This is a genomic window from Pseudomonas koreensis, from assembly GCF_012986595.1.
In the GTDB taxonomy this organism is placed as follows: Bacteria; Pseudomonadota; Gammaproteobacteria; order Pseudomonadales; family Pseudomonadaceae; genus Aquipseudomonas; species Aquipseudomonas koreensis.
On record NZ_JAAQYM010000002.1, the window covers coordinates 664,286 to 687,051 of the forward strand.

General features: G+C 61.4%; 21 protein-coding genes. 17 read left to right on the forward strand and 4 right to left on the reverse strand.

Annotated features, from left to right (window positions below):
* The first annotated feature begins 280 nt into the window (after positions 1-280).
* From glpD to HBN98_RS08285, 11 genes are all read left to right on the forward strand, one after another.
* Positions 281-1,816 (forward strand): glycerol-3-phosphate dehydrogenase, encoded by a 1,536-nt coding sequence (glpD, locus tag HBN98_RS08235; protein ID WP_083368036.1) that lies wholly within the window; start codon positions 281-283, stop codon positions 1,814-1,816.
* 463 nt (positions 1,817-2,279) lie between these two features.
* A complete protein-coding gene (locus tag HBN98_RS08240) occupies positions 2,280-3,206 on the forward strand; it encodes a glutamate/aspartate ABC transporter substrate-binding protein (RefSeq protein WP_064589005.1) in 927 nt (308 codons plus the stop codon).
* 193 nt (positions 3,207-3,399) lie between these two features.
* Positions 3,400-4,146, forward strand: coding sequence for an amino acid ABC transporter permease (locus HBN98_RS08245; protein WP_064589006.1), 747 nt, complete (start codon positions 3,400-3,402; stop codon positions 4,144-4,146).
* Complete coding sequence (locus HBN98_RS08250; protein WP_003227756.1) at positions 4,146-4,817, forward strand: amino acid ABC transporter permease; 672 nt, start codon at positions 4,146-4,148, stop codon at positions 4,815-4,817. Before HBN98_RS08245 ends, HBN98_RS08250 begins: the two co-directional genes overlap by 1 nt.
* On the forward strand, positions 4,814-5,548 hold the full coding sequence (locus HBN98_RS08255) for an amino acid ABC transporter ATP-binding protein (protein WP_064589007.1): 735 nt from the start codon (positions 4,814-4,816) through the stop codon (positions 5,546-5,548). Before HBN98_RS08250 ends, HBN98_RS08255 begins: the two co-directional genes overlap by 4 nt.
* 218 nt (positions 5,549-5,766) lie before the next feature.
* Positions 5,767-7,668, forward strand: coding sequence for a two-component sensor histidine kinase AauS (gene aauS / locus HBN98_RS08260; RefSeq protein WP_064589008.1), 1,902 nt, complete (start codon positions 5,767-5,769; stop codon positions 7,666-7,668).
* The gene (aauR, locus tag HBN98_RS08265; RefSeq protein WP_064589009.1) at positions 7,665-8,993 is read left to right on the forward strand and encodes a two-component response regulator AauR; all 1,329 of its coding nucleotides are present in this window, start codon (positions 7,665-7,667) and stop codon (positions 8,991-8,993) included. The genes aauS and aauR overlap by 4 nt, the downstream gene beginning before the upstream one ends.
* Positions 8,994-9,001: 8 nt before the next feature.
* On the forward strand, positions 9,002-9,331 hold the full coding sequence (locus tag HBN98_RS08270; protein ID WP_169844047.1) for a GlpM family protein: 330 nt from the start codon (positions 9,002-9,004) through the stop codon (positions 9,329-9,331).
* A gap of 109 nt (positions 9,332-9,440) precedes the next feature.
* Positions 9,441-10,361: an arginase family protein gene (locus HBN98_RS08275; RefSeq protein ID WP_083368034.1), complete on the forward strand. Its 921-nt coding sequence runs from the start codon at positions 9,441-9,443 to the stop codon at positions 10,359-10,361.
* On the forward strand, positions 10,358-10,732 hold the full coding sequence (locus tag HBN98_RS08280) for a DMT family transporter (protein ID WP_083368033.1): 375 nt from the start codon (positions 10,358-10,360) through the stop codon (positions 10,730-10,732). Before HBN98_RS08275 ends, HBN98_RS08280 begins: the two co-directional genes overlap by 4 nt.
* 31 nt (positions 10,733-10,763) lie before the next feature.
* Positions 10,764-11,147 (forward strand): DMT family transporter, encoded by a 384-nt coding sequence (locus HBN98_RS08285; protein WP_128614624.1) that lies wholly within the window; start codon positions 10,764-10,766, stop codon positions 11,145-11,147.
* 373 nt (positions 11,148-11,520) lie between these two features.
* Here the strand turns inward: HBN98_RS08285 and HBN98_RS08290 are convergent, their stop codons facing one another.
* On the reverse strand, positions 11,521-12,393 hold the full coding sequence (locus HBN98_RS08290; RefSeq protein WP_083368032.1) for a fatty acid desaturase family protein: 873 nt from the start codon (positions 12,391-12,393) through the stop codon (positions 11,521-11,523).
* A 72-nt stretch (positions 12,394-12,465) separates the two neighbouring features.
* Positions 12,466-13,227, reverse strand: coding sequence for a MipA/OmpV family protein (locus HBN98_RS08295; RefSeq protein WP_083368031.1), 762 nt, complete (start codon positions 13,225-13,227; stop codon positions 12,466-12,468).
* 229 nt (positions 13,228-13,456) lie between these two features.
* Here HBN98_RS08295 and HBN98_RS08300 point away from each other — a divergent pair, with 229 nt between their 5' ends.
* Genes HBN98_RS08300 through HBN98_RS08325 form a run of 6 tightly spaced genes read left to right on the forward strand, consistent with a single transcriptional unit; the run spans position 13,457 to position 20,743 of the window.
* The gene (locus tag HBN98_RS08300; protein WP_064589016.1) at positions 13,457-14,167 is read left to right on the forward strand and encodes an HAD-IB family phosphatase; all 711 of its coding nucleotides are present in this window, start codon (positions 13,457-13,459) and stop codon (positions 14,165-14,167) included.
* The gene (locus tag HBN98_RS08305; protein WP_064589017.1) at positions 14,160-15,554 is read left to right on the forward strand and encodes an aspartate aminotransferase family protein; all 1,395 of its coding nucleotides are present in this window, start codon (positions 14,160-14,162) and stop codon (positions 15,552-15,554) included. Before HBN98_RS08300 ends, HBN98_RS08305 begins: the two co-directional genes overlap by 8 nt.
* Positions 15,551-16,429: an alpha/beta hydrolase gene (locus HBN98_RS08310; RefSeq protein ID WP_083368030.1), complete on the forward strand. Its 879-nt coding sequence runs from the start codon at positions 15,551-15,553 to the stop codon at positions 16,427-16,429. Before HBN98_RS08305 ends, HBN98_RS08310 begins: the two co-directional genes overlap by 4 nt.
* A 36-nt stretch (positions 16,430-16,465) precedes the next feature.
* Positions 16,466-17,593 carry a GNAT family N-acetyltransferase gene (locus HBN98_RS08315; RefSeq protein ID WP_083368029.1) on the forward strand — a complete coding sequence of 376 codons (1,128 nt, stop codon included), beginning with the start codon at positions 16,466-16,468 and terminating at the stop codon, positions 17,591-17,593.
* Positions 17,590-19,362 (forward strand): sensor histidine kinase, encoded by a 1,773-nt coding sequence (locus HBN98_RS08320; RefSeq protein WP_083368028.1) that lies wholly within the window; start codon positions 17,590-17,592, stop codon positions 19,360-19,362. The genes HBN98_RS08315 and HBN98_RS08320 overlap by 4 nt, the downstream gene beginning before the upstream one ends.
* Positions 19,352-20,743, forward strand: coding sequence for a sigma-54-dependent transcriptional regulator (locus HBN98_RS08325; RefSeq protein WP_083368027.1), 1,392 nt, complete (start codon positions 19,352-19,354; stop codon positions 20,741-20,743). The genes HBN98_RS08320 and HBN98_RS08325 overlap by 11 nt, the downstream gene beginning before the upstream one ends.
* A 10-nt stretch (positions 20,744-20,753) precedes the next feature.
* Here HBN98_RS08325 and HBN98_RS08330 read toward each other — a convergent pair whose 3' ends face one another.
* Both HBN98_RS08330 and HBN98_RS08335 read right to left on the reverse strand, forming a co-directional pair.
* Positions 20,754-21,419, reverse strand: a complete 666-nt coding sequence (locus tag HBN98_RS08330; protein ID WP_083368026.1) for a DsbA family oxidoreductase — start codon at positions 21,417-21,419, stop codon at positions 20,754-20,756.
* A gap of 174 nt (positions 21,420-21,593) precedes the next feature.
* Positions 21,594-22,628, reverse strand: coding sequence for an alpha/beta fold hydrolase (locus tag HBN98_RS08335; RefSeq protein ID WP_083368025.1), 1,035 nt, complete (start codon positions 22,626-22,628; stop codon positions 21,594-21,596).
* Positions 22,629-22,766: the final 138 nt, after the last annotated feature.

Here is a 22,766-nt window from a genome sequence, read left to right on the forward strand (position 1 = left end):
GGCTGCGAAGCGGCCCCAAAACCATCCAACCTAATTCATCCAGCCACGCCTTGCGCACCGGATTCACGACGGCTGCGACGCCGAGCGGGAGCAAGCTCCCTCGCCACAAAAAACATCCCCCGCCTCAAAATGTTCGGAAATTTTCTTTTAACTGCCCTTCGATGAGTTTTTTCAATCGAAGTTGACTGGCTGTGCGCGTCTTTATGGGCTACCATTTTCGCAAATGAACATTAATGTTCGATTTCCAAGACAGAAAATCAAAAGAGCCCGAGGCCAGCCGATGTCCACATCTACCTTGCGTACGCCCCCTATCTCCGAGATCTACGACGTTGCCGTAATTGGCGGCGGGATCAATGGCGTGGGGATCGCAGCGGATGCCGCCGGTCGCGGTCTCTCGGTGTTCCTTTGCGAAAAGGATGACTTGGCCAGCCACACCTCGTCGGCTAGCAGCAAGCTGATCCATGGTGGCCTGCGCTACCTTGAACATTACGAATTCCGTCTGGTGCGTGAAGCACTGGCCGAGCGCGAAGTGCTGCTGGCCAAGGCGCCGCACATCGTCAAGCCGATGCGCTTCGTGCTGCCGCACCGTCCGCACCTGCGTCCGGCGTGGATGATCCGCGCCGGCCTGTTCCTGTATGACAACCTCGGCAAGCGCGAAAAACTGCCGGGTTCGAAAAGCCTGAAGTTCGGTGCCGACAGCGCGCTGAAAAGTGAAATCACCAAGGGCTTCGAATACTCCGATTGCTGGGTCGATGACGCCCGTCTCGTGGTCCTGAACGCCATGGCCGCCCGGGAACAAGGCGCCCATGTGCACACCCAGACCCGTTGCGTCAGCGCCCGCCGCGCCAAGGGCCTGTGGCACCTGAACCTGGAACGTGCCGACGGCAGCCTGTTTTCGATCACCGCCAAAGCGCTGGTGAACGCGGCCGGCCCGTGGGTCGCCAAGTTCATACGTGACGACCTGAAGATGGAATCGCCGTACGGCATCCGCCTGATCCAGGGCAGCCACATCATCGTGCCGAAACTGTACGAAGGTGAACACGCGCACATCCTGCAAAACGAAGATCAGCGCATCGTTTTCACCATTCCGTACCTGAATCACTTCACCCTGATCGGCACCACTGACCGCGAATACACCGGCGACCCGGCCAAAGTGGCGATTACCGACGGCGAAACCGATTACCTGCTCAAAGTGGTCAATGCCCACTTCAAGAAGCAGATCAGCCGCGACGACATCCAGCACAGCTACTCGGGCGTGCGTCCGCTGTGCAATGACGAATCCGACAACCCTTCGGCCGTGACCCGCGATTACACCCTGGCGTTGTCCGGTGGCGGCGAAGAGGCACCGCTGCTGTCGGTGTTCGGCGGCAAACTGACCACTTACCGCAAACTGGCTGAATCGGCGATGGCGCAACTGCTGCCATTCTTCACCCAGATGCGCCCGAGCTGGACGGCAACCGCCACCCTGCCCGGCGGCGAAGACATGACCACCCCGCAGGCCTTGAGCGCGCAGATTCGCGACAAGTTCGACTTCGTGCCGAGCGAAATCGCCCGCCGCTGGGCCACCACCTACGGCAGCCGCAGCTGGCGCATGCTCGAAGGCGTGGAAACCCTGGCAGAAATGGGCGAGCACATCGGCGGCGGGCTCTACACCCGTGAAGTCGATTACCTGTGCAGCGAAGAATGGGCCACCACTGCCCACGACATCCTGTGGCGTCGCAGCAAACTGGGCCTGTTCACCACCCCGGTCGAGCAGGAGAAGCTGGCGGCTTACCTGGGCAAGGTCGAGCAGAATCGCAAGATTGAAGCGGCCTGATCTGAACATCGCTTGATCGAAAGCCCCTGAATTGTGAGATTCAGGGGCTTTTTTTTATCCGCGCCGGACGCTGAATCGGTGGCAAGGGCACTTGCGCACGCGGGCTCGCGTAACGGCCCCGCTCATAAAAGCGGGCCTGCTGCGCAGTCCAACGGGAGCAAGCTCCCTCGCCACAAAGATCGTCGTGCCGGAAACAACCGGCAAAACAACGTTCGGTTTTCCGAACGCGACCTCCCGGTCAATTCGGATAACCGGATCAGTTTCAGCCAAAAACATCGACACAAAACTTTAATACCCTTAAAAATCAAACAGTTAACCTTCTACAACTGGTCTGGCACGACTCATGCTCTACACTCTCTCGACGAATGCCTGCCGTGCCAACACTTCAGGAGCCGTCAGGCATTCGAAGCACAAAAGGGCCGACGAACTGGCTCCATAAAAAAAACAATTCGAGGAAAATTTGATGCGCATCGTTCCCCATATCCTGGGCGCAGCCATTGCTGCCGCTCTGATCAGCACACCAGTTTTCGCCGCCGAACTCACCGGCACCCTGAAGAAAATCAACGATTCCGGCACCATCACGCTCGCTCACCGCGACAGCTCCATCCCGTTTTCCTACATCGCGGATGCTTCCGGCAAACCCGTGGGCTACTCCCACGACATTCAAGTGGCCATCGTTGAAGCCCTGAAAAAAGACCTGAACAAGCCAAACTTGCAGGTCAAGTACAACCTGGTGACTTCGCAAACCCGTATCCCGCTGATCCAGAACGGCACCGCGGATATCGAGTGCGGCTCCACCACCAACAACGCCGAACGCGCCCAGCAAGTCGACTTCACCGTCAACATCTTCGAAATCGGCACCCGTCTGCTGGTCAAGAAAGACAAGGATGGCAACCCGTCCTACAAGGACTTTGCCGACCTGAAAGGCAAAAACGTCGTGACCACCGCCGGCACCACGTCCGAGCGCATCATCAAAGCGATGAACGCCGACAAGCAGATGGGCATGAACATCATCTCCGCCAAAGACCACGGCGAATCCTTCAACATGCTGGAAAGCGGCCGCGCCGTTGCCTTCATGATGGACGACGCCCTGCTGGCTGGCGAAGAAGCCAAGGCCAAGAAGCCGGACGACTGGGTCATCACCGGTACGCCGCAGTCCTTCGAAGCCTATGCGTGCATGGTTCGCAAAGACGACCCGGCCTTCAAGAAAGCTGTCGATGACGCCATCGTTGGCCTGTACAAGTCCGGCGAGATCAACAAGATCTACAGCAAGTGGTTCGAAAGCGCGATTCCGCCAAAAGGCCTGAACCTCAACTTCCCGATGAGCGACAAGGTCAAAGAGCTGATCGCCAACCCGAGCGACAAGCCGGCGCCTGACGTAAAAATCTGATTCCTGACTAACCTTATCGCCTGAGGGAGCCACCCTCCCTCAGGCGTCTGTTACTACCTGCTGGCTTTACTGTGGAACACTCGACCTGGCGGTTTCCGAGCCGATCGCGTGTGCCCGGCGTTCAACGTCGGACGGGAAAGGATCTTCCCCAAGCGGGTGCTTGTACATCGATCGATTTCGAGGGGAGACCCTAATGAATTACAACTGGGACTGGGGCGTGTTCTTCAAGTCCACCGGCGTGGGCAGCGAGACTTATCTCGACTGGTTCATTTCCGGTCTGGGCTGGACCATTGCCATCGCCGTCGTGGCATGGATCATCGCCTTGCTGCTGGGCTCCATTCTGGGGGTCATGCGCACGGTGCCGAGCCGCCTCGTATCGGGCATCGCGACCTGCTACGTGGAACTGTTTCGCAATGTGCCGCTGCTGGTTCAGCTGTTTATCTGGTACTTCCTGGTGCCCGATCTGCTGCCGCAAAACCTGCAGGACTGGTACAAACAGGATCTGAACCCGACCACCTCGGCCTACCTGAGCGTCGTCGTGTGCCTGGGCCTGTTCACCGCCGCTCGCGTCTGTGAACAAGTGCGCACCGGCATCCAGGCGCTGCCACGCGGCCAGGAATCTGCCGCTCGCGCCATGGGTTTCAAGCTGCCGCAGATCTACTGGAACGTGCTGCTGCCCCAGGCCTACCGCATCATCATTCCGCCGCTGACCTCGGAATTCCTCAACGTCTTCAAGAACTCCTCCGTGGCGTCCCTGATCGGCCTGATGGAACTGCTGGCGCAAACCAAACAGACCGCCGAATTTTCGGCCAACCTGTTTGAAGCCTTCACCCTGGCCACGCTGATCTACTTCACCCTGAACATGAGCCTGATGCTGCTGATGCGCCTGGTCGAGAAGAAAGTCGCAGTGCCCGGCCTGATCTCCGTGGGGGGTAAATAATGGACTTCGATTTCAGCGGCATCATCCCCGCGATCCCGGGCCTGTGGAACGGCATGGTCATGACCCTGCAGTTGATGGTCATGGGCGTGGTCGGCGGCATCGTGCTGGGGACCATCCTCGCGCTGATGCGCTTGTCGTCCAGCAAACTGCTGTCACGCGTGGCCGGCGCCTATGTGAACTACTTCCGCTCGATCCCGCTGCTGCTGGTGATCACCTGGTTCTACCTGGCGGTGCCGTTCGTGCTGCGCTGGATCACCGGCGAAGACACCCCGATCGGCGCGTTCACCTCCTGCGTCGTGGCCTTCATGATGTTCGAAGCCGCGTACTTCTGTGAAATCGTCCGGGCCGGCGTGCAGTCAATCCCCAAAGGCCAGATGGCCGCCGCGCAAGCGATGGGCATGACCTATGGCCAGACCATGCGTCTGATCATCCTGCCCCAGGCGTTCCGCAAGATGACCCCGTTGCTGCTGCAACAGTCGATCATCCTGTTCCAGGACACCTCGCTGGTCTACACCGTGGGCCTGGTGGACTTCCTCAACTCCGCCCGCTCCAGCGGCGACATCATCGGTCGTTCCAACGAGTTCCTGATCTTCGCCGGTGTCGTCTACTTCATCATCAGCTTTTCCGCCTCGCTGCTGGTCAAGCGTCTGCAAAAAAGGTTCGCCGTATGATCTCTATCAAAAACATCAACAAGTGGTATGGGGACTTCCAGGTGCTGACTGATTGCAGCACCGAGGTCAAGAAAGGCGAAGTGATCGTGGTCTGCGGCCCGTCGGGTTCCGGCAAGTCGACCCTGATCAAGTGCGTCAACGCGCTGGAGCCGTTCCAGAAAGGCGACATCGTCGTCGACGGCACCTCGATTGCCGACTCCAAGACCAACCTGCCGAAACTGCGCTCGCGCGTCGGCATGGTGTTCCAGCATTTCGAACTGTTCCCGCACCTGACCATCACCGAAAACCTGACCATCGCGCAGATCAAGGTGCTGGGCCGCAGCAAGGAAGAGGCGACCAAGAAAGGTCTGCAACTGCTCGAGCGCGTCGGCTTGTCGGCGCATGCCCACAAGCACCCGGGGCAACTGTCCGGCGGTCAGCAACAGCGTGTGGCGATTGCCCGTGCGCTGGCGATGGACCCGATCGTCATGCTGTTCGACGAACCGACTTCGGCGCTCGACCCGGAAATGGTCAACGAAGTGCTCGACGTGATGGTGCAACTGGCTCAGGAAGGCATGACCATGATGTGCGTGACCCACGAAATGGGCTTTGCCCGCAAAGTGGCCGACCGCGTGATTTTCATGGACGCCGGCAAGATCATCGAAGACTGCCCGAAAGAGGAGTTCTTCGGCGACATCAAGGCCCGCTCCGAACGCGCGCAGCATTTCCTCGAGAAAATCCTGCAGCACTAAAAGCAACACCGATTTGCCCTTGTGGCGAGGGAGCTTGCTCCCGCTGGGTCGCGCAGCGGCCCCAAAACCTGCCAATGCAATCTATCTGAAACACCGCATTGAATGGATTGACGACTGCTTCGCAGTCGAGCGGGAGCAAGCTCCCTCGCCACAGGTTCCAGGCTCGACCAAACCAGTGCGCCGTCCGCGGCAGCGCTGGTTGACCCAAGGCAACTGTGATGAAATGCGACCCCAATCTCTATCGCGCAGCGCCGCCATCACTTGCCGTGAAGCCCCGTCTGATTCGCCATCTGTTCCTGCCGCCGCTGATCATCGTGCTGATGATCGGACTGGGTTACGCCGGCTTCTGGACCAGTGAACACTTCGGCATCCGCAGCCTCAGCGAAAGCGGCCAGCGCCAGCTGGAACTGCATGCGCGCACGGTCGAAAGCGAGATCAGCAAGTACACCTACCTGCCCAGCCTGCTGGAACTGGAAACCAGTGTCCCGCAACTGCTGGCCGACCCGACCGCGGAACACCGGCAAACGGTTAATGCGTACCTTGAAGGCCTGAACCGGCGCAGCCGCAGTCGGGCCATCTACGTGATGGACACCACCGGCCGCGTGATGGCCACCAGCAACTGGCGCGACGTCGACAGTTATCTGGGGGAAGACCTGTCCTTTCGCGCCTATTTCCAGAAAGCCGTGCGCGGCGAACCCGGGCGTTTCTACGGAATCGGCAGCACCAGCGGCGAACCCGGCTACTACCTGGCCCATGGCCTGGAAGAACACGGCAAGATCATCGGCGTCGCCGTGGTCAAGGTGCGTCTCGAAGCGCTGGAAGAACGCTGGCAACGGGCGCGCCTGGAGGCCTTCGTCAGCGACGAGAACGGCATCATCATCCTCTCCAGCGACCCCGCGCGACGCCTGAAATCAGTGGTACCGCTGAGCGACGAAACCAAGGAAAAACTCGCCCGCAGCCTGCAGTATTACTGGTTCCCGCTCAACGAACTGCAACCACTGGCCCGCGAAACCCTGGCCGAGGGCGTGGAGAAACTGACCTTCCCGGCCAACAGTGAACTGAGCGCCGACGACGACAGCATCAGCTACCTGGCGCAAACCCGGCCGCTGAGCGACACACCGTGGAATTTCACCCTGCTCACGCCATTGCAGGACTTGCGCCGCGAGGCGGTCAACCAAGGGATTCTGGTGTCGGTGGCCTTCGCCCTGGTGGCGTTCCTGCTGATCGCCTGGAACGAGCGGCGCAAGGTCATCGCCACCCGCCTCGCCGCCCGCGAAGCCTTGCAGGAAGCCAACAATCAACTGGAGCGTCGGATTACCGAACGCACCACCGACCTACGCGCCAGCAACGAACGCCTCAAGAGCCAGATCCGCGAACGGCGGCAGGCCGAAGAAACCCTGCGTCGCGCCCAGGACGAACTGGTGCAGGCCGGCAAACTCGCGGCCATCGGCCAGATGTCGACGAGCATCGCCCACGAGCTGAACCAGCCGCTGGCGGCGATGCGCACGCTGTCGGGCAATACCATCCGCTTCCTTGAGCGCGGTCAGCTCGACGTCGCCAGCACCAACCTCAAGACCATCAACGACCTGATCGACCGCATGGGCCGGATCACCGCCAGCCTGCGCTCGTTCGCCCGCCGCGGTGACGACAAGGGTCAGGCCAGTCTCGGCAAAGCGGTGGAGGCGGCGCTGCAATTGCTCGGTGCGCGGGTGGACAGCATGGCGCTGCAACTGCACCGCCAGTTCAGCGACGTGCAGGTACAGATCGACCAGACCCGCCTCGAACAGATTCTGGTCAACCTGATCGGCAACGCCCTCGACGCCATGCAGGCGCAGCCACAGCCGGAACTGTGGCTGGAGGGCGAAGAATTCAACGGTAAATATCGCCTGCGGGTGCGCGACAACGGTCACGGTGTCGATGCCGAGGCGCGCAAGCATCTGTTCGAGCCGTTCTTCACCACCAAACCCGGTGAGCAGGGCCTGGGCCTCGGCCTGACCCTTTCCGCCAGTCTCGCTGCCGCCACCGGCGGGCACCTGGGTGTCGAACACCCGGCCAACGGTGGCACCACCTTCGTCCTCAGTTTACCGTTGGTAAGCCCTACTCCTGCCGAGCCAATATGAACCACGACCTTAGTGTGCTGATCGTCGAAGACGACCCCCATGTGCTGCTCGGCTGCCAGCAGGCGCTGACCCTCGAAGACATTCCCTGCATCGGCGTCGGCAGTGCCGAAGAAGCGCTGGAGCAGGTCGGCGACAACTTTGCCGGGATCGTCATCAGCGACATCCGCCTGCCGGGCATCGATGGCCTGGAACTGCTGACCCGCCTCAAGCAACGCGACCGCAGCCTGCCGGTGGTGCTGATCACCGGCCACGGCGACATTTCCATGGCGGTCGGCGCGATGCAGAAAGGCGCCTACGACTTCATGGAGAAACCCTTCTCGCCGGAGCGTCTGGTGGACGTCGCCCGGCGTGCGCTGGAGCAACGCAGCCTCGCCCGGGAAGTCTCCTCGCTGCGCCGACAACTGGCCGAACGCGATTCCCTCGAAGGGCGGATCATCGGTCGCTCACCCGCCATGCAGAACCTGCGCGAGCTGATCGCCAACGTCGCCGACACCTCGGCCAACGTGCTGATCGAAGGTGAGACCGGCACCGGCAAGGAACTGGTCGCGCGCTGCCTGCACGACTTCAGCCGCCGGCACACCAAGCAGTTCGTCGCGCTGAACTGCGGCGGCCTGCCGGAAAACCTCTTCGAGAGCGAGATCTTCGGCCACGAGGCCAACGCCTTCACCGGCGCCGGCAAGCGGCGCATCGGCAAGATCGAACACGCCGACGGCGGCACGCTGTTCCTCGACGAAGTGGAAAGCATGCCGCTGCCGCTGCAGATCAAACTGCTGCGCGTGTTGCAGGAGCGCACCCTCGAACGCCTCGGTTCGAACCAGAGTGTGGCGGTGGACTGCCGAGTGATTGCAGCGACCAAGTCCGACCTCGACGACGCGAGCAAGGCCGGCGAATTCCGCAGCGACTTGTACTACCGCCTCAACGTGGTGACGCTGGAACTGCCGCCACTGCGCGAGCGGCGCGAAGACATCCTGCAACTGTTCGAACACTTCACCCAGCAGTCGGCGCTGCGTTTTGACCGGGTGCTGCCGGAGCTGGACAACCAGACCCTGTCGAACCTGATGAGCCACGACTGGCCGGGCAACGTGCGTGAACTTCGCAACGTCGCCGAACGCTTCGCCCTCGGCCTGCCGGCGTTCAAGAAGTCCGGCGCCAGCAGTGGCGGCCAGGGCCTGGCGTTTGCCGAAGCGGTGGAAGCGTTCGAGCGCAACCTGCTCAGCGATGCCTTGCAGCGCAGCGGCGGCAACCTGACCCAGGCCAGCCTGGAACTGGGCATGGCCAAGACCACGCTGTTCGACAAAGTGAAAAAATACGGGTTGAGCCACTGATGGATCTGATTCTCAAAGCAGCACTCGGCGCGGCAGTGGTGGTGATCCTCGCCGCACTGTCGAAGACCCGAAACTATTACATCGCCGGGCTGGTGCCGCTGTTTCCGACCTTTGCCCTGATCGCCCATTACATCGTCGGCAAGAGCCGCTCGATCGACGATCTGAAGGCGACCATCGTGTTCGGCATGTGGTCGATCATTCCGTACTTCATCTACCTGACGACGCTGTACGTGATGGTCGACCGCATGCGGCTGGAGGCGTCACTCGCGGTGGCGGTTGTGGCGTGGTTGATCGCCGCGACCGTGCTGGTCACGGTGTGGGTGCGCCTGCACGCCTGAGCCAGACGCTGGCCCGCCCCTTGCATTTACCCCCAAAGCCCTGCCCGGCTGGCGCTCATGATCGATGAGGCCGGTGTCTGGCAGGGTCTGCCAAGGGTGAATAGCGACCTTGAACATTTTAGATCTCGACCACAGCCTGACTGCCCAGGCGCCCATTGCGCGACTGCTCGACAGTGGCCGCGCCCGCCGCCTGGACCTGCTCGACCTCGGCCCGAAACTCAGGCTCTGGTCCAGCGAACGCACCTGGCGGCGTTTCGCCGAACGCTTGCAGCAACGGCCACGGCATACCGGCCCGACGCCGGAAATCTTCTTCGTCGGCTCCGGTGATTATCACCACCTGACCCCGGCGTTTCTCACCGACCTGCCCGAGCCGGTCAGCCTGATCCACTTCGACAATCACCCCGACTGGGTGCGTTTCGCGCCGCGTCGGCATTGTGGTTCCTGGGTCAATCAGGCGCTGAAACTGCCGAACATCCGCCGCATCGTCACCCTGGGCCCGTGCAGCGATGACCTGCAGAATCCACAGCTCAAGGGCGGCAACCTCGCAGCCCTCAGACGCGGGGTTCTACAGTTGTTTCCGTGGCAGCACGCGCCTTCCAGAGTCTGGGGACGGGTCGGCGACGGCGCCGGCCATGAGCAGCAGGAAAACATGCTGCACTGGCGCAATTTGTCCGAAGTGGACTGGAGCCTGTTCCTCGACAACCTGATCGCCAGCCTGCCCACCGATGCGGTGTGGATCACCATCGACAAGGACGTGCTCGCCAGCGAAGACGCCGCCACCAATTGGGATCAGGGCGGCATGCGCCTGAGCCATATGCTCCAGGCCCTGCGCGCCCTGGCGGCGAGCAAGCGGATCATCGGCATCGACATCTGCGGCGAATACGCCCGCCCGGCCTTCAGCAACCTGCTCAAACGCTGGGAGGCGAAGACCGACCAGCCGCCGGCCGGGCGCTGGAGCGACGCCGATATCCTGCGCAATTCGACGACCAATCAAGCCTTGATAGAGCTGTTCGAGGAGTTGTTTCCATGACGCTTACCGTGATTGTGCTGGTGGCCCTGTCGATTGTTCTGGATGTGATCGGCCAGCTCTGTTTCAAACTGGGCCTGGATCGACTGCCGGAACTGGAAGGTGGTTTTCGCCTTCAGGTGTTCTGGGGGCAGGTGTTCAACGCGCCACTGCTGTGGGCCGGGATCGGCGCTTACGCCATCGAGTTTTTCGTCTGGCTCGGCGCCCTGTCGCGGGCACCGCTGAGCCTGCTGTTTCCGGCGGCGGCGCTGGCTTATTGCGGCGTGGTGCTGGCGGGCAAACTGGTGCTTGGTGAAACCGTCAGCCGGCGGCGCTGGCTGGGCACGCTGGTGATTACGGCGGGCGTGATGCTCGTGTGTGCCGGCCATGTCTGAAGTTCGCCTGGAACTGCAAAGGAACGACGCAATGCATTGGCTACACGGGCGCCTGGGCACCATCGTGCTGTGGGCGCTGTTGATCATTCTGGAAAGTGGCGGACAGATCGCGAGCAAGGTCGGCGGCGATCAACTGGGGCAGATGGACTTCAGCCTGCAATGGCTGCAAGGCATCGTCATGACGCCCGGCGTGTGGGTGGCGATTGCCTGCTACATCGGCGCGTTTTTTGTCTGGATGCTGATCCTGCGCCGCAGCAGTCTGTCACTGGCGTTTCCGCTGAGTTCGCTGGTGTTTGTCGGTGTGCTGCTGGGGTCGTGGCTGGGCCTGGGCGAGCAGATCAGCCTGCTGCACTGGGTTGGCGTGGCGGTGATCATGGGCGGGATTGCCTTGCTTGCCGAAGGCGAAGAACACTGAAAATCCCTGTGCAGGCGCTGCCGCAGGCTGCAATCTTTTGATCTTGAAAAACAAAGATCGCAGCCTTCGGCAGCTCCTACAAAAACAGACCAGCATCACTGCCCCCCTGTAGGAGCTGCCGCAGGCTGCGATCTCTTGATCTTGAAAAACAAAGATCGCAGCCTTCGGCAGCTCCTACAAAAACAGACCAGCATCACCGCCCTCCTGTAGGAGCTGCCGCAGGCTGCGATCTTTTGATCTTGAAAAACAAAGATCGCAGCCTTCGGCAGCTCCTACAAAAACAGACCAGCATCACCGCCCTCCTGTAGGAGCTGCCGCAGGCTGCGATCTTTTGATCTTGAAAAACGCCTGCGGCAGCTCCTACACAAATCGGTCAGGCGTCAGGCTTTGGGTGGTTCAGCAGAAACCCCAATCCGTGCGCCAGCGGAATATCCTTCACCCCCGCCTCCTGCTGTTGCCGGGCGATCTGCCGGTGATAGGCCTTGACCTGCGTCCAGTGCATTTTCGGCCGGTAGTGGTGCTCGGCGTGATAGCCGTTGTTCATCCACAGCAGGTTGTACAGCGGGCTGTAGGCACTCACGCCCCAGGCCATCGGCAAGTCCGGATTGCCGCCAAAATGTTCGTAGTAACCGTTGAGCGACGACAACGCCTGCCCCAGATACCAGAACGGCAGCAGCACCAGCACCGCCTGCCAGTCGAACACCGCCAGCAGCAGATAAAACGCAACCGTCACATAGATTTCCACCTGAACCCAACGCGCGTCCTTCGGCCGTTTGCGGCGCATCTCGGTGTAGATCGGTTTGGGATCGTCGCGGAAAAAACTCAGGAAGGTATAAGCCCAGGGATTCTCCGGCTGACCGTGCTTGCCGCGTTGATAAATCGACAGCGGATCAATGGTCTTGCCGTCCGGCCCCGGCCGGTCCGAATTGCCGCGGTGATGGCGGTTATGGATATCGCGATAGAGGGTTTGCGAAAAACCGATGGTCACCGACAGCAGCAGATCGAACGCCCGGTTCAGCCACGCCGGGGTGAAGTAGGCGTTGTGAATCTGGTTGTGGGAAATACTGTTGATGCTCCACGACAGGCTGATCGCATAGCCCAGCGCCAGCGGCACGAAGGCCCACCAGGAAAGGTCGTGGAAAGCCGAAACCAGCCACAGGACAAAAGCGAAATGGGCCAGGCCCAAGGCGATGGGGATCAAATCCCATAACGAATGGGCCAACAGACGATAAGCGGGGCGAGCCATGAAGAACATCCTGAAGGAATGGATTCGACATGGCTGTCTGCAAACCGCAGACCAATTCGCCCGTGGCTGAAATCAGTCGAACTTGTAGGCGATGGCCGCCTGCACTTCGCCCTGATTGGTATCGCCCACCGCCTTGACGATGCTGCTGTCCGCCGCCGAGCGCGTCAGGTGAATCCAGCTCGCGCTGGTGACCAGAGACCAGTGCGGCGCCAGGGGGAACTCGAAGCTCTGGGTCAGCGCCACGTTCTGCAAACCGCCACCGGCGTTGTAGGCGCGGATACCCGAGGCCTGCGCCTCGCTGTCGCTGACACCGAAGAAGGTCTGCGTGCCCTGCGCATCGGCGAAATGCGCGGTCAGGTTGCTGCTGCCGATCACCCCGCCGCCTAGTGGATAGCCGATTTCACCCCCCACTTTGCCAAACACACCGCCCTGCCCGCTGCCACCGCCGACGGCCTGGCCAACGAAGGCGAACACGCGCCAGAAATCGGCCGGTGCGTACTGCACGAAACCGCCGGCTTCGGCCATGTCCGGCACATCCCGCAGGCCGCGCAATTCGCCGTTGGCGGTACGCCCCGCGAGGTAATTGAGATACGGCCCGGCGCTGAAACCGTTGCTTTTCAAAGCGCTCCAGGTCAGGCCGTCATCGGTGCCGAGGCTGACATCGCCCCAGTCCAGATCCAGATACGGGATCGGTCGGGTTTCATAACGGCTGCCGGTCGGATCATGCGGTTGATACCCCAGGCCCAGGCCCGCCTCGCCCGTGATGCCATCCGCCACCGCGGCCCCGGAAAAGCAGGCCAGGGCGCTCAATAACGCCAGTGTTTTCCTCTGCATGAGTGATTCCTTTTCTGAACTTGCGCGCATCAATCCCCGGATACCGCCCTGGGCGCAAGCACTCATGTTGTTTGTAGCAAGCTACAAAAATTGTAGCTGCACTTCGCAAAAATCCCGTATCGCCCCCGCCATTACGGGGCCTGGGCCATTTGGCACAGTCCCTGCTCCCACCCTTGCCAGGCGCAGACCGCGCACCCTGACAACGGCCTCGACCCAACAGGTACCGCAGATGATTGACTGGCATATCGTGTGTGATTTCGACGGGACGATCACCCGTACCGACGTGATCGACAGCATCCTTGAACGCTTCGCCGACCCGAGCTGGGAAGCCATCGAAAACGAATGGCTGGAGGGCAAGATCGGTTCCCGTGAATGCCTCAGCCGTCAGCTGGCGCTGATCCAGGCCACGCCTGCGCAACTGCTCGAGTTCTTCGACAGCATCGAGATCGATCCCGACTTCCCCGATTTCGTCGACCACGTGATCGGCCTCGGCGCTTCGCTGGAAGTGGTCAGCGATGGCATCGAGCAAGGCATCGCGCGGATCCTTGCGCGCAACTACGTGACGCTGCTGCCGATCCTCGCCAACCGCCTGCGCCAGATCGATCACGACAAGTGGCGCATCGATTTCCCTTACGCCAGCGACGCCTGCCGCGCCGCCGCCGGCAACTGCAAATGCAAATCCACCCCCGGCAGCAAACGCGTGCTGGTGATCGGTGACGGCCAGTCCGACATGTGCGTGGCGTCCACCGCCGATTTCGTCTTCGCCAAGGATCGCCTGGCCGAGCATTGCGAGCGCAACGGCATCGCCTACGCGCGCTTCGACAGCTTCGCCGAACTGCCACACCTGCTGGCCCGCCTGCCGCTGGCCGCGGCCGCCAACGCCGTCACTTTCAGCACCGAATCCACTTCTGAAGCACAGGAAACCCTGCACCATGTCTGATATCCGCATCGCGACCGCCGAAGACCAGGTCCTTCTGGAAAAAGAAGCCAAGTACTGCTCCTACGGTGACACCGTTCACTACATCGAACCGCCGCGCATCTTCAGCCGCTGCGAAGGCTCCTACGTCTGGGACACCGAAGACCAGGCCTACCTCGATTTGCAGATGTGGTACTCGGCGGTCAACTTCGGTTACGCCAACCCGCGCCTGAACAACGCGCTGAAACAGCAGATCGACACCCTGCCGCAGATCGCCAGCCAATACCTGCACAAGGGCAAGATCGAGCTGTCGGAAATGATCGCGGTCGACGCCAAGAAAAAATTCGGCCTCGACGGCCGGGTGCACTTCAACGTCGGCGGCTCGCAGTCGATCGAAGACTCATTGAAAGTCGTGCGCAACGCCACCAACGGCAAGAGCCTGATGTTCGCCTTCGAGGGCGGCTACCACGGGCGCACCCTCGGTGCTTCGTCGATCACCTCCAGCTATCGCTATCGCCGCCGCTACGGTCACTTCGGTGAACGTGCGCAGTTCATCCCGTTCCCGTATCACTTCCGTGGCCCGAAAGGCATGACCAAGGAAGAGTACGGCAGCCACTGCGTGCAGCAATTCGCGCGGTTGTTCGAGACCGAATACAACGGTGTCTGGGACCCGAAAGTCGGCCAGAGCGAATACGCCGCGTTCTACGTCGAACCGATCCAGGGCACCGGCGGCTACGTGATCCCGCCGATGAACTTCTACAGCGAACTCAAGCACGTCCTGGATCAGCACGGCATCCTGATGGTCGTTGACGAAATCCAGATGGGCTTCTACCGCACCGGCAAGCTGTGGTCGATCGAACACTTCGACGTCAAACCCGACGTGATCGTCTTCGGCAAGGCGCTGACCAACGGCCTCAACCCGCTGGGCGGCATCTGGGCCCGTGAAGAACTGATCAACCCAAAAGTCTTCCCGCCAGGCTCGACCCACTCGACCTTCGCCTCCAACCCGCTGGGCACGGCGGTGGGTCTGGAAATGTTCAAGATGACCAGCGAAGTCGACTACGGCGCGATGGTCATGGCCAAGGGCAAATACTTCCTCGAAGGCCTGCAGGATCTGCAAAAACGCTACCCGATCATTGGTGATGTCGACGGCCTCGGTCTGGCGCTGCGCTGCGAGATCTGCACCGCAGACGGCTTCACCCCGGACAAGGCCACCCTCGACTTCATGGTCGAAGAAGGCATGAAGGGCGACATCGAAATCGACGGCCGTCGCCTGGGCCTGATTCTCGATGTGGGCGGTTACTACAAGAACGTCATCACCCTCGCGCCGTCGCTGGAAATCAGCTATCCGGAAATCGATCTGGGCCTGGCCCTGCTCGACCGCCTGCTGCATCGGGCGATGAAACGATGATCGACGCAGAGATCGACATGGGCGAAGGCAACGCCGGTTTCGTTCTCGGCAACGGGGAGGTCGCGGTGTTGTTGATCCACGGCCTCACCGGCACCCCGACGGAGTTGCGTCGGGTGGCCGTGGGCCTGGCGAAAGCCGGGCACACGGTCTATGTGCCGACGCTGGCCGGGCACTGCGGCGGCAATGCCGACCTGCAGGCCACCGGCTGGCGCGACTGGTACGAAAGCGCGCGCAACACCTTCGTCGGCGTACGCCGCAAACACCGCAAGGTGTATGTCGGAGGCTTGTCCATGGGCGCGGTGTTGTCGATGTACCTGGCCGCCGAACACCCCGGGCAGATCGAAGGCTTGCTGCTGTACTCGACCACCCTGCGCTATGACGGCTGGAGCATCAACAAACTGGCGTTCCTCACCCCGTTGCTGATGAAAATCCCGTTCGGTGTGCATCTGTGCAGTTTCGAAGAAAAGCCGCCCTACGGGATCAAGAACGAGCGCCTGCGCGCCATCGTCGAACGCCAGATGAAAGAAGGCCAGAGCAGTCAGGCCGGTCTGCTGACCATGGAAGGCGTCACGGTACGGGAACTGCACCGGCTCAATGCCGTGGTGAAAAAACGCATGCCGTCGATCACCACGCCGGCGCTGGTGCTGCACTCCATCGAGGACGACATCACCAGCCGCTGGAACGCCGATTACGTCGAACGCACACTCGGCGGGCCGGTGACCAAGGTGCTGCTCGACGACTGCTATCACATGATCACCGTGGATTTGCAGTACCGCCGGGTCGTGGAGTTGAGCGCCGATTTCATCGAGCGCGGCGTCACGCAACCGGTCGTCATGGCCGATACGCCGTCACTGGAAACCCGGCAACTGGCTTGAGCAGTTGCAGCCGACTCGCCGACACAAGGAACCGACGTGATCACCGCTCAAGCCTTTTCAACGATCGAAGCGATCGACCGCTGCGCCTGGAATGACTGCTTTGCCGATGAGCTGGAAGACTGGGATTACTACCGCGCGGTAGAACGTGCAGGGATTGACGGTTTTCACTGGCGTTACCTGACGCTGCATGAAGACGGCCGAGTGATCGCAGCCGCCGTGGCGTTCACCACCGCCTACTCGCTGGACACCACGCTGCAGGGCACGGGCAAACGCGTCAGCCAATGGCTGCGCCGGTGCCTGCCCGGGCTGTTCGACATCCGTCTGTACGCCCTCGGCTCGCCGGTGGCCGAGCAATGCCATGTCGGTACCGCGTCGCAGGTTGATCAGGCGCGGCGCCCGGCGTTGCTCGCGCAATTGCTGGCGCTGGCAACAGAGGATGCCGATCAGCTCGGGATCGGCCTGTTCGCGGTCAAGGACGCCTCGCATCGCGACCGACAATGGCTGCAGGTCTGCGCCCAGGCCGGTTTGCAAAGCATGCCCGGCCTGCCCGGCGCCGAGCTCCCCATCACCTTCGCCTCGGTGGATGCGTACCTCGGCAGCCTCGGCAAATCCACGCGCAAAGACCTGCGCCGGACCTTGCGCAACCACGGCCCGCGCACGGAGTGGCGACGTTCGGTGCACGACGTGCTGCCGCGCATGATGGAGCTCTACGAAGCCACCCTCGCCCGCAGTGACCTGGCCTTCGAATGCCTGCCCGCCGCGTACTTTCGCGAAGTGCTCGCGCACCTCGACGAACGCGCGGCGTGCGTGCTCTATTGGCTCGACGATGAACTGGTGGCATTCAACCTGGTGCTGCTCGACGGGCGGCGGATGGTCGACAAGTTTTTTGCCCACGATCTTGCCCGTACCCGCGAATACAACCTTTACACCCGCAGCTGGCTGTTCAATGTCGACTACTGTATTGAACACAACCTGGCGATCTACGCGTGCGGGCAGGCCGGCTATGCCAGTAAGCTGCGCCTGGGTTGCTCGTTTGTTGGCAACACCGTGTTCTTCCGCCATCGCAACCCGCTGTTCGATCAACTGTTGCGTCTGGTGAAAATATTCGTTCGCCCGGATCGCTCCGATCCGGCCATGGCCGCTGCAATAAGCGAAATCCGATGATCAATGACCGCCGCACCACGCCCCGACCTTTCGCCCTTTCCGGCTGGAGCCTGCAACGCAAACTGGTGCTGGCGTTCTGGCTGGTGAGCGTGATTCCGACCATGATCGCGGCCGAACTGGCGGCCACCACGCTGTCGCAGATCTTCGACAGCAACGTGCGCATCTGGCTGCAGGAATCGTCGAAGATCGTCGAGGACGAGATCAGTGAAATCCTCCGTGACAACGCCCGGGCCGCGCAGTTGTTCATGCGCCACACCCGCCCGCCTGTCGACCGCCATTCCGCCCGACAAGACAAACTGACCGCCGACATCGCCGACTCGATGGGCATCGACGTCGTGGCGCTGATCCGCAACAGCGATCAAAAAGTGGTGTTCAGCACCGCCGCCGACGATATCGTCAGCCAGATCAGCACCGCACCGAAGGCGGTGCTGCAAACCCTGCAAGTGGGCGGCGTGGCCACCGGCACGGTGATCTCGACGTTCGAAACCGCTCAGGACGGCGTCGACTACAAAATGATCGTCGGCACTTATCTGGACAACAGCTTCCTGACCAGCGTTGCCGATGTGCATTCGCTGGACCTGCGCCTGTACCTGGCCAAGGGCGATGATTTCTCGGAGATTTTCTCCACCCAGCGTTTCCAGGATCATCCCCTGCAAGTGCCGGAAGACATCGAGCAGATCCTGCGCAAGACCAAAGGCCCGTACGAACAGTTCACCAATAACTACAGCGGCATCTACCGGCCGATCTTCAACGAGAACAGCCAGCTGCAAGGGGTGATTTTCAGTGGTCTGCTGCGCCACACCAGCCTCGTCGGTCTGGTCAATCAGAGCAACCTGTTCATCCTGATTTTCCTGCTCAGCTCGGCAGCCTCGCTGGCGGTCGGCTGGCTGGTCTCGCAACGCCTGACCAAGCCCTTGCGCGGTCTGGCCCGGGGCGTACAAGCGGTGATCGCCGGCGATTATCATCAGCGCCTGAGCGTGTACGGCGGCGACGAACTGGCCGAACTGAGCAGCACCTTCAACCACATGAGCCAGCGTCTGGAGGAGTTGCAGCATCTGGAGTCGCAACTGCGCCGCCGTGACCGCCTGCATGCGCTGGGCGAGGTCGCCATGGGCCTGGCCCATGAAATCCGCAATCCGCTGGGCATCATCAAGACCGCCACCCAACTGCTGCACCGGCGTGCCGATCTGCCGGAGACCGACCGGCGCCATCTGGAATACGTGGTCAAGGAAGTCAGCCGGATCAACGATTTGATCACCGAGTTCCTCGATTTCGCCAAACCCAGTGCGCCGATCCGCGCCACCCAGTCAGCACGGGCACTGGTGGATGAACTGGCCGGGTTCTGCGAGCCGGAACTGGCCAGCCACAAGATTGACCTGCACATCGACGACCAGGCGCCCGGCGCAACGATCTACGCCGATATCAAGCAACTCAAACAGGCCGGCCTGAACCTGATCGTCAACGCTATCGACGCCATGCCCGATGGCGGTCGCCTGACGCTGAGCATCGCCAGCGATGCGCACTACACCATCATCAGCGTCGCGGACACCGGCCAGGGGATAGAAGCCGACATGCTCGAGCGTATCTTCACCCCGTTCGTCACCACCAAGGCTTCGGGCACCGGCCTAGGCTTGGCGAAAGTGTTTTCGGTCATGGAAAACCACAACGGACGCGTGGAGTGCGTCAGTGAAAAAGATGCCGGCGCCACGTTCAGCCTGTACATTCCGGCCAATGGCGAAGACTTCGACGAGACTGACGATGACGCATAACATTCTGGTGGTGGACGACGAACCGAAACTCTGCGACCTGCTGGCCTCGGCCCTTGGTCAGAACGGCGTCACCGTGTTCACCGCCGGCAATGGCCTGCATGCGCTCAAGGTGCTGGAGAGCGAAGACATCGACCTGCTCATCAGCGACTGGCGCATGCCCGGCATGGGCGGTCCGCAGTTGTTGGCGGAAGTGAAAACCCGCTTTCCGCAGATGCCGGTGATTGTCATGACCGCCTACAGCACGGTGAAAAACGCCGTGGAATCGATGCGCAATGGCGCGTTCGATTACATTGCCAAGCCGTTCGACATCGACGAACTGGACATCACCGTCAGCAAGGCCCTGCAGTTTCGCGACATCCTCAAAGACAACCAGCGCATGCGCGCCGAACTCGACGAACATCAGCAGATCGACAGCCTGATCGGCGACAGCCCGAGCTTCCGCTGCGTGCTGCAAGCGGTGGACTCGGTCCGCGAAAGCACCGCCACCGTGCTGCTCAGCGGCGAGAGCGGCACCGGCAAGGAAATGGTCGCGCGGGCCATTCACAAACATGGCAATCGCGCCGACAAACCGTTTGTCGCGGTGAACTGTGCGGCGATTCCCGAAGGGCTGCTGGAAAGCGAGATGTTCGGCCACCGCAAAGGCGCATTCACCGGCGCCGTGGCCGATCGCATCGGGCGCTTTCAGCAGGCCGACAAAGGCACGCTGTTTCTCGATGAGATCGGCGAGATGCCGCTGGCGCTACAGGCGAAAATCCTCCGCGCCCTGCAGGAGCGGGTGATCGAGCCAGTGGGCGATACCAAGGAGCGCAAAGTCGATGTGCGGGTGATCGCCGCCACCAATAAAGACCTGCTGCAAGCGGTGGCGAACAAAGAGTTTCGCGAAGACCTCTACTACCGCCTCAACGTGTTCCCCATTCCACTGCCGGCGCTGCGCGAACGGGTCGAAGACATCGCACCGCTGGCCCGGCATTTCGCCCACACACTGGGCGCCGCTGCCGGCAAACGCATCAGTGGTTTCAGCGCGCAGGCCTTGCAGGCCATGACCCGCTATTCATGGCCGGGCAACATTCGCGAACTGCAGAACTGCGTCGAGCGCGCGACCATCGTCGCGTCCGCCAACCTCATCGAGGAGCACGATCTGCCGGCGTATCTGTTCGCTGCGCAAGCGTCTGACAGCAGCGGCCCGCTGAGCGACATCAACGGTGTGCCGGCGGACCTCGACGCAGCGCTGGCAGAAGTCGAGAAGGCTTACATTCTCGCCGCCCTGCAGCAGAGCAACGGCGTGCAGGCTGCCGCGGCGCAGTTGATCGGGATCTCCGAGCGCAGCTTCTGGTATCGCCTGAAGAAGCTCGGGATCCACGTCGACAAAATCGTACGTTGAGGCCAGCGCTTCAGCTGACCGTGCCGCCGCGGGCTTCACTCATGATCTGCCGGATCGCTCCGACAAAGGTGTCCACCGGCTGCCCGCCCGTGACCGCGTACTGACCGTTGAACACCACGGTCGGCACGGAACTCACGCCGCGTTGCAGCCAGGTTTGTTCTTCTTCGCGCACTGACTCGGCAAACTCGTCGGAGGCCAGAATCGCCGCCGCGCGCTGGCGGTCGAGACCGACGCTTTCGGCAATCTGCGTCAGTTGCGCGTGATCGGAAGGGTTGCCGCCGTCCGTGAAATACGCCTTGAACAGCGCTTCTTTCAACGGCAATTGCAAACCCTCAAGCCCCGCCCAATGCAGCAAGCGGTGGGCATCGAAAGTGTTGTAGATGCGGCTGTTGCCATCGGTGCGAAAGGCAAACCCGACGTCGGCGCCACGGGCGCGAATCGCCTCGCGGTTCTTCTGCGACTGCTCCGGGGTCGAGCCGTATTTCTCGCCGATGTGCTCGGTGATGTTCTGCCCCTCAGGGCCCATTTTCGGGTTCAGTTCGAACGGCTGGAAATGAATCTCGGCCTGCACTTCATCGCGCAGAATCTCCAGCGCCTGCAACAGGCCGTACAGACCGACGACGCACCACGGGCAAGACACGTCGCTGACAAAATCGATTTTCAAAGCGGAACTCATCACACACCTCGCGGACAGATCGCACATCGCGAAGTCTGAAAGATACACCTGTAGGAGCTGCCGAAGGCTGCGATCTTTTGATCTTCAAAAGCAAAAGATCGCAGCCTTCAGCAGCTCCTACAAGGGATGCATGCCAAGGTAAGCGTGAACCTGCTCGCGATAAGGTCGCCTCGGTTACAACAGATTCCCCGCCGCCACCGGCTCGATCTGCGCCCAGTGCGAGGTGTCTTCACGGTGCTCTTGCAAATACGGCAACACCGCCGCCAGCAACGGCGCCTTGAACGCTTCCTGAAAACGATGGGCCAGCCCCGGTATCAGTTTCAACTGACTGCCACGGATGTGCGCCGCCAGGTGCACGCCGTGCATCACCGGCAACAGCGGATCGGCCGTGCCGTGCACCACCAGCGTTGGCACGCGCAATTGATTGAGCAAGGCCACCCGGCTCGGCTCGGCCAGAATCGCCATGATCTGGCGCTTCACGCCTTCTGGATTGAACGCGCGGTCGTAAGCAATCGCCGCCTGATGCAGCAACGCCTGCCGGTCATCGGTCACGGCCGGGCTGCCGAGCGCCGCCAGCAAGTCAGCCTGTTGCTCCAGTGCAACCTCGCGATTCGGCGCACCACGGCGCGCCAGCAATTGCACCAGTGCCGCGCTCGGCGCCGGCAAGCCTTCGGCGCCGGAGCTGGTCATGATCAGCGTCAGGCTCTCCACCCGTTGTGGTGCCATCGCCGCCAGATGCTGGGCGATCATTCCGCCCATGCTTGCGCCCAGTACGTGGAACTGGTCGATGTGCAGCGCGTCCATCAGGCCCAGCGCATCGTCAGCCATGTCGGTCAGCGAATACGGGGCCGATACAGGCAAGCCGAGCTTGTAGCGCAGCACTTCAAACGTCAGGTTGGCCTCGGCCGGTGCCTGGCGCCAGGTCGACAAGCCAACATCACGGTTGTCATAGCGGATCACCCGAAAGCCTTGCTGACACAGCGCAACCACCACTTCGTCCGGCCAGTGAATCAACTGGCCGCCCAGGCCCATGACCAGCAACAGTGCCGGATCCGATGCACGGCCGATGCTCTGGTAGGCAATGCTCACTTGTTGCAGATCGACATGCTCGGTCGGCACGTTCACGTCACAACGCGCGGCCGCGAACGAAGGCGTACCGAATAACAACGCGACCAAAACAGCCGCGAGCGAAAAAAATCCCTTGATCATGAAAAACACCGAAACGCAGAACCCCAGTAGAGCGCGAGTCTGATGAAGTTTGTTCAAGCGCGCTGCCACAGTTGCGTGACAGTTTGATGAAGTTTGCCGAGCGGTCGTCAGCACCGTACAAAAAGCAACGCGATAACT

Coding starts and splice junctions, on each gene's coding strand:
- HBN98_RS08280 (WP_083368033.1), top strand. CDS start 10,358: ATGACGCTTACCGTGATTGTGCTGGTGGCCCTGTCGATTGTTCTGGAT.
- HBN98_RS08325 (WP_083368027.1), top strand. CDS start 19,352: ATGACGCATAACATTCTGGTGGTGGACGACGAACCGAAACTCTGCGAC.
- HBN98_RS08255 (WP_064589007.1), top strand. CDS start 4,814: ATGATCTCTATCAAAAACATCAACAAGTGGTATGGGGACTTCCAGGTG.
- HBN98_RS08240 (WP_064589005.1), top strand. CDS start 2,280: ATGCGCATCGTTCCCCATATCCTGGGCGCAGCCATTGCTGCCGCTCTG.
- HBN98_RS08305 (WP_064589017.1), top strand. CDS start 14,160: ATGTCTGATATCCGCATCGCGACCGCCGAAGACCAGGTCCTTCTGGAA.
- HBN98_RS08295 (WP_083368031.1), bottom strand. CDS start 13,227: ATGCAGAGGAAAACACTGGCGTTATTGAGCGCCCTGGCCTGCTTTTCC.
- HBN98_RS08320 (WP_083368028.1), top strand. CDS start 17,590: ATGATCAATGACCGCCGCACCACGCCCCGACCTTTCGCCCTTTCCGGC.
- HBN98_RS08335 (WP_083368025.1), bottom strand. CDS start 22,628: ATGATCAAGGGATTTTTTTCGCTCGCGGCTGTTTTGGTCGCGTTGTTA.
- HBN98_RS08290 (WP_083368032.1), bottom strand. CDS start 12,393: ATGGCTCGCCCCGCTTATCGTCTGTTGGCCCATTCGTTATGGGATTTG.
- glpD (WP_083368036.1), top strand. CDS start 281: ATGTCCACATCTACCTTGCGTACGCCCCCTATCTCCGAGATCTACGAC.
- HBN98_RS08285 (WP_128614624.1), top strand. CDS start 10,764: ATGCATTGGCTACACGGGCGCCTGGGCACCATCGTGCTGTGGGCGCTG.
- HBN98_RS08250 (WP_003227756.1), top strand. CDS start 4,146: ATGGACTTCGATTTCAGCGGCATCATCCCCGCGATCCCGGGCCTGTGG.
- HBN98_RS08330 (WP_083368026.1), bottom strand. CDS start 21,419: ATGAGTTCCGCTTTGAAAATCGATTTTGTCAGCGACGTGTCTTGCCCG.
- HBN98_RS08300 (WP_064589016.1), top strand. CDS start 13,457: ATGATTGACTGGCATATCGTGTGTGATTTCGACGGGACGATCACCCGT.
- HBN98_RS08245 (WP_064589006.1), top strand. CDS start 3,400: ATGAATTACAACTGGGACTGGGGCGTGTTCTTCAAGTCCACCGGCGTG.
- aauS (WP_064589008.1), top strand. CDS start 5,767: ATGAAATGCGACCCCAATCTCTATCGCGCAGCGCCGCCATCACTTGCC.
- aauR (WP_064589009.1), top strand. CDS start 7,665: ATGAACCACGACCTTAGTGTGCTGATCGTCGAAGACGACCCCCATGTG.
- HBN98_RS08310 (WP_083368030.1), top strand. CDS start 15,551: ATGATCGACGCAGAGATCGACATGGGCGAAGGCAACGCCGGTTTCGTT.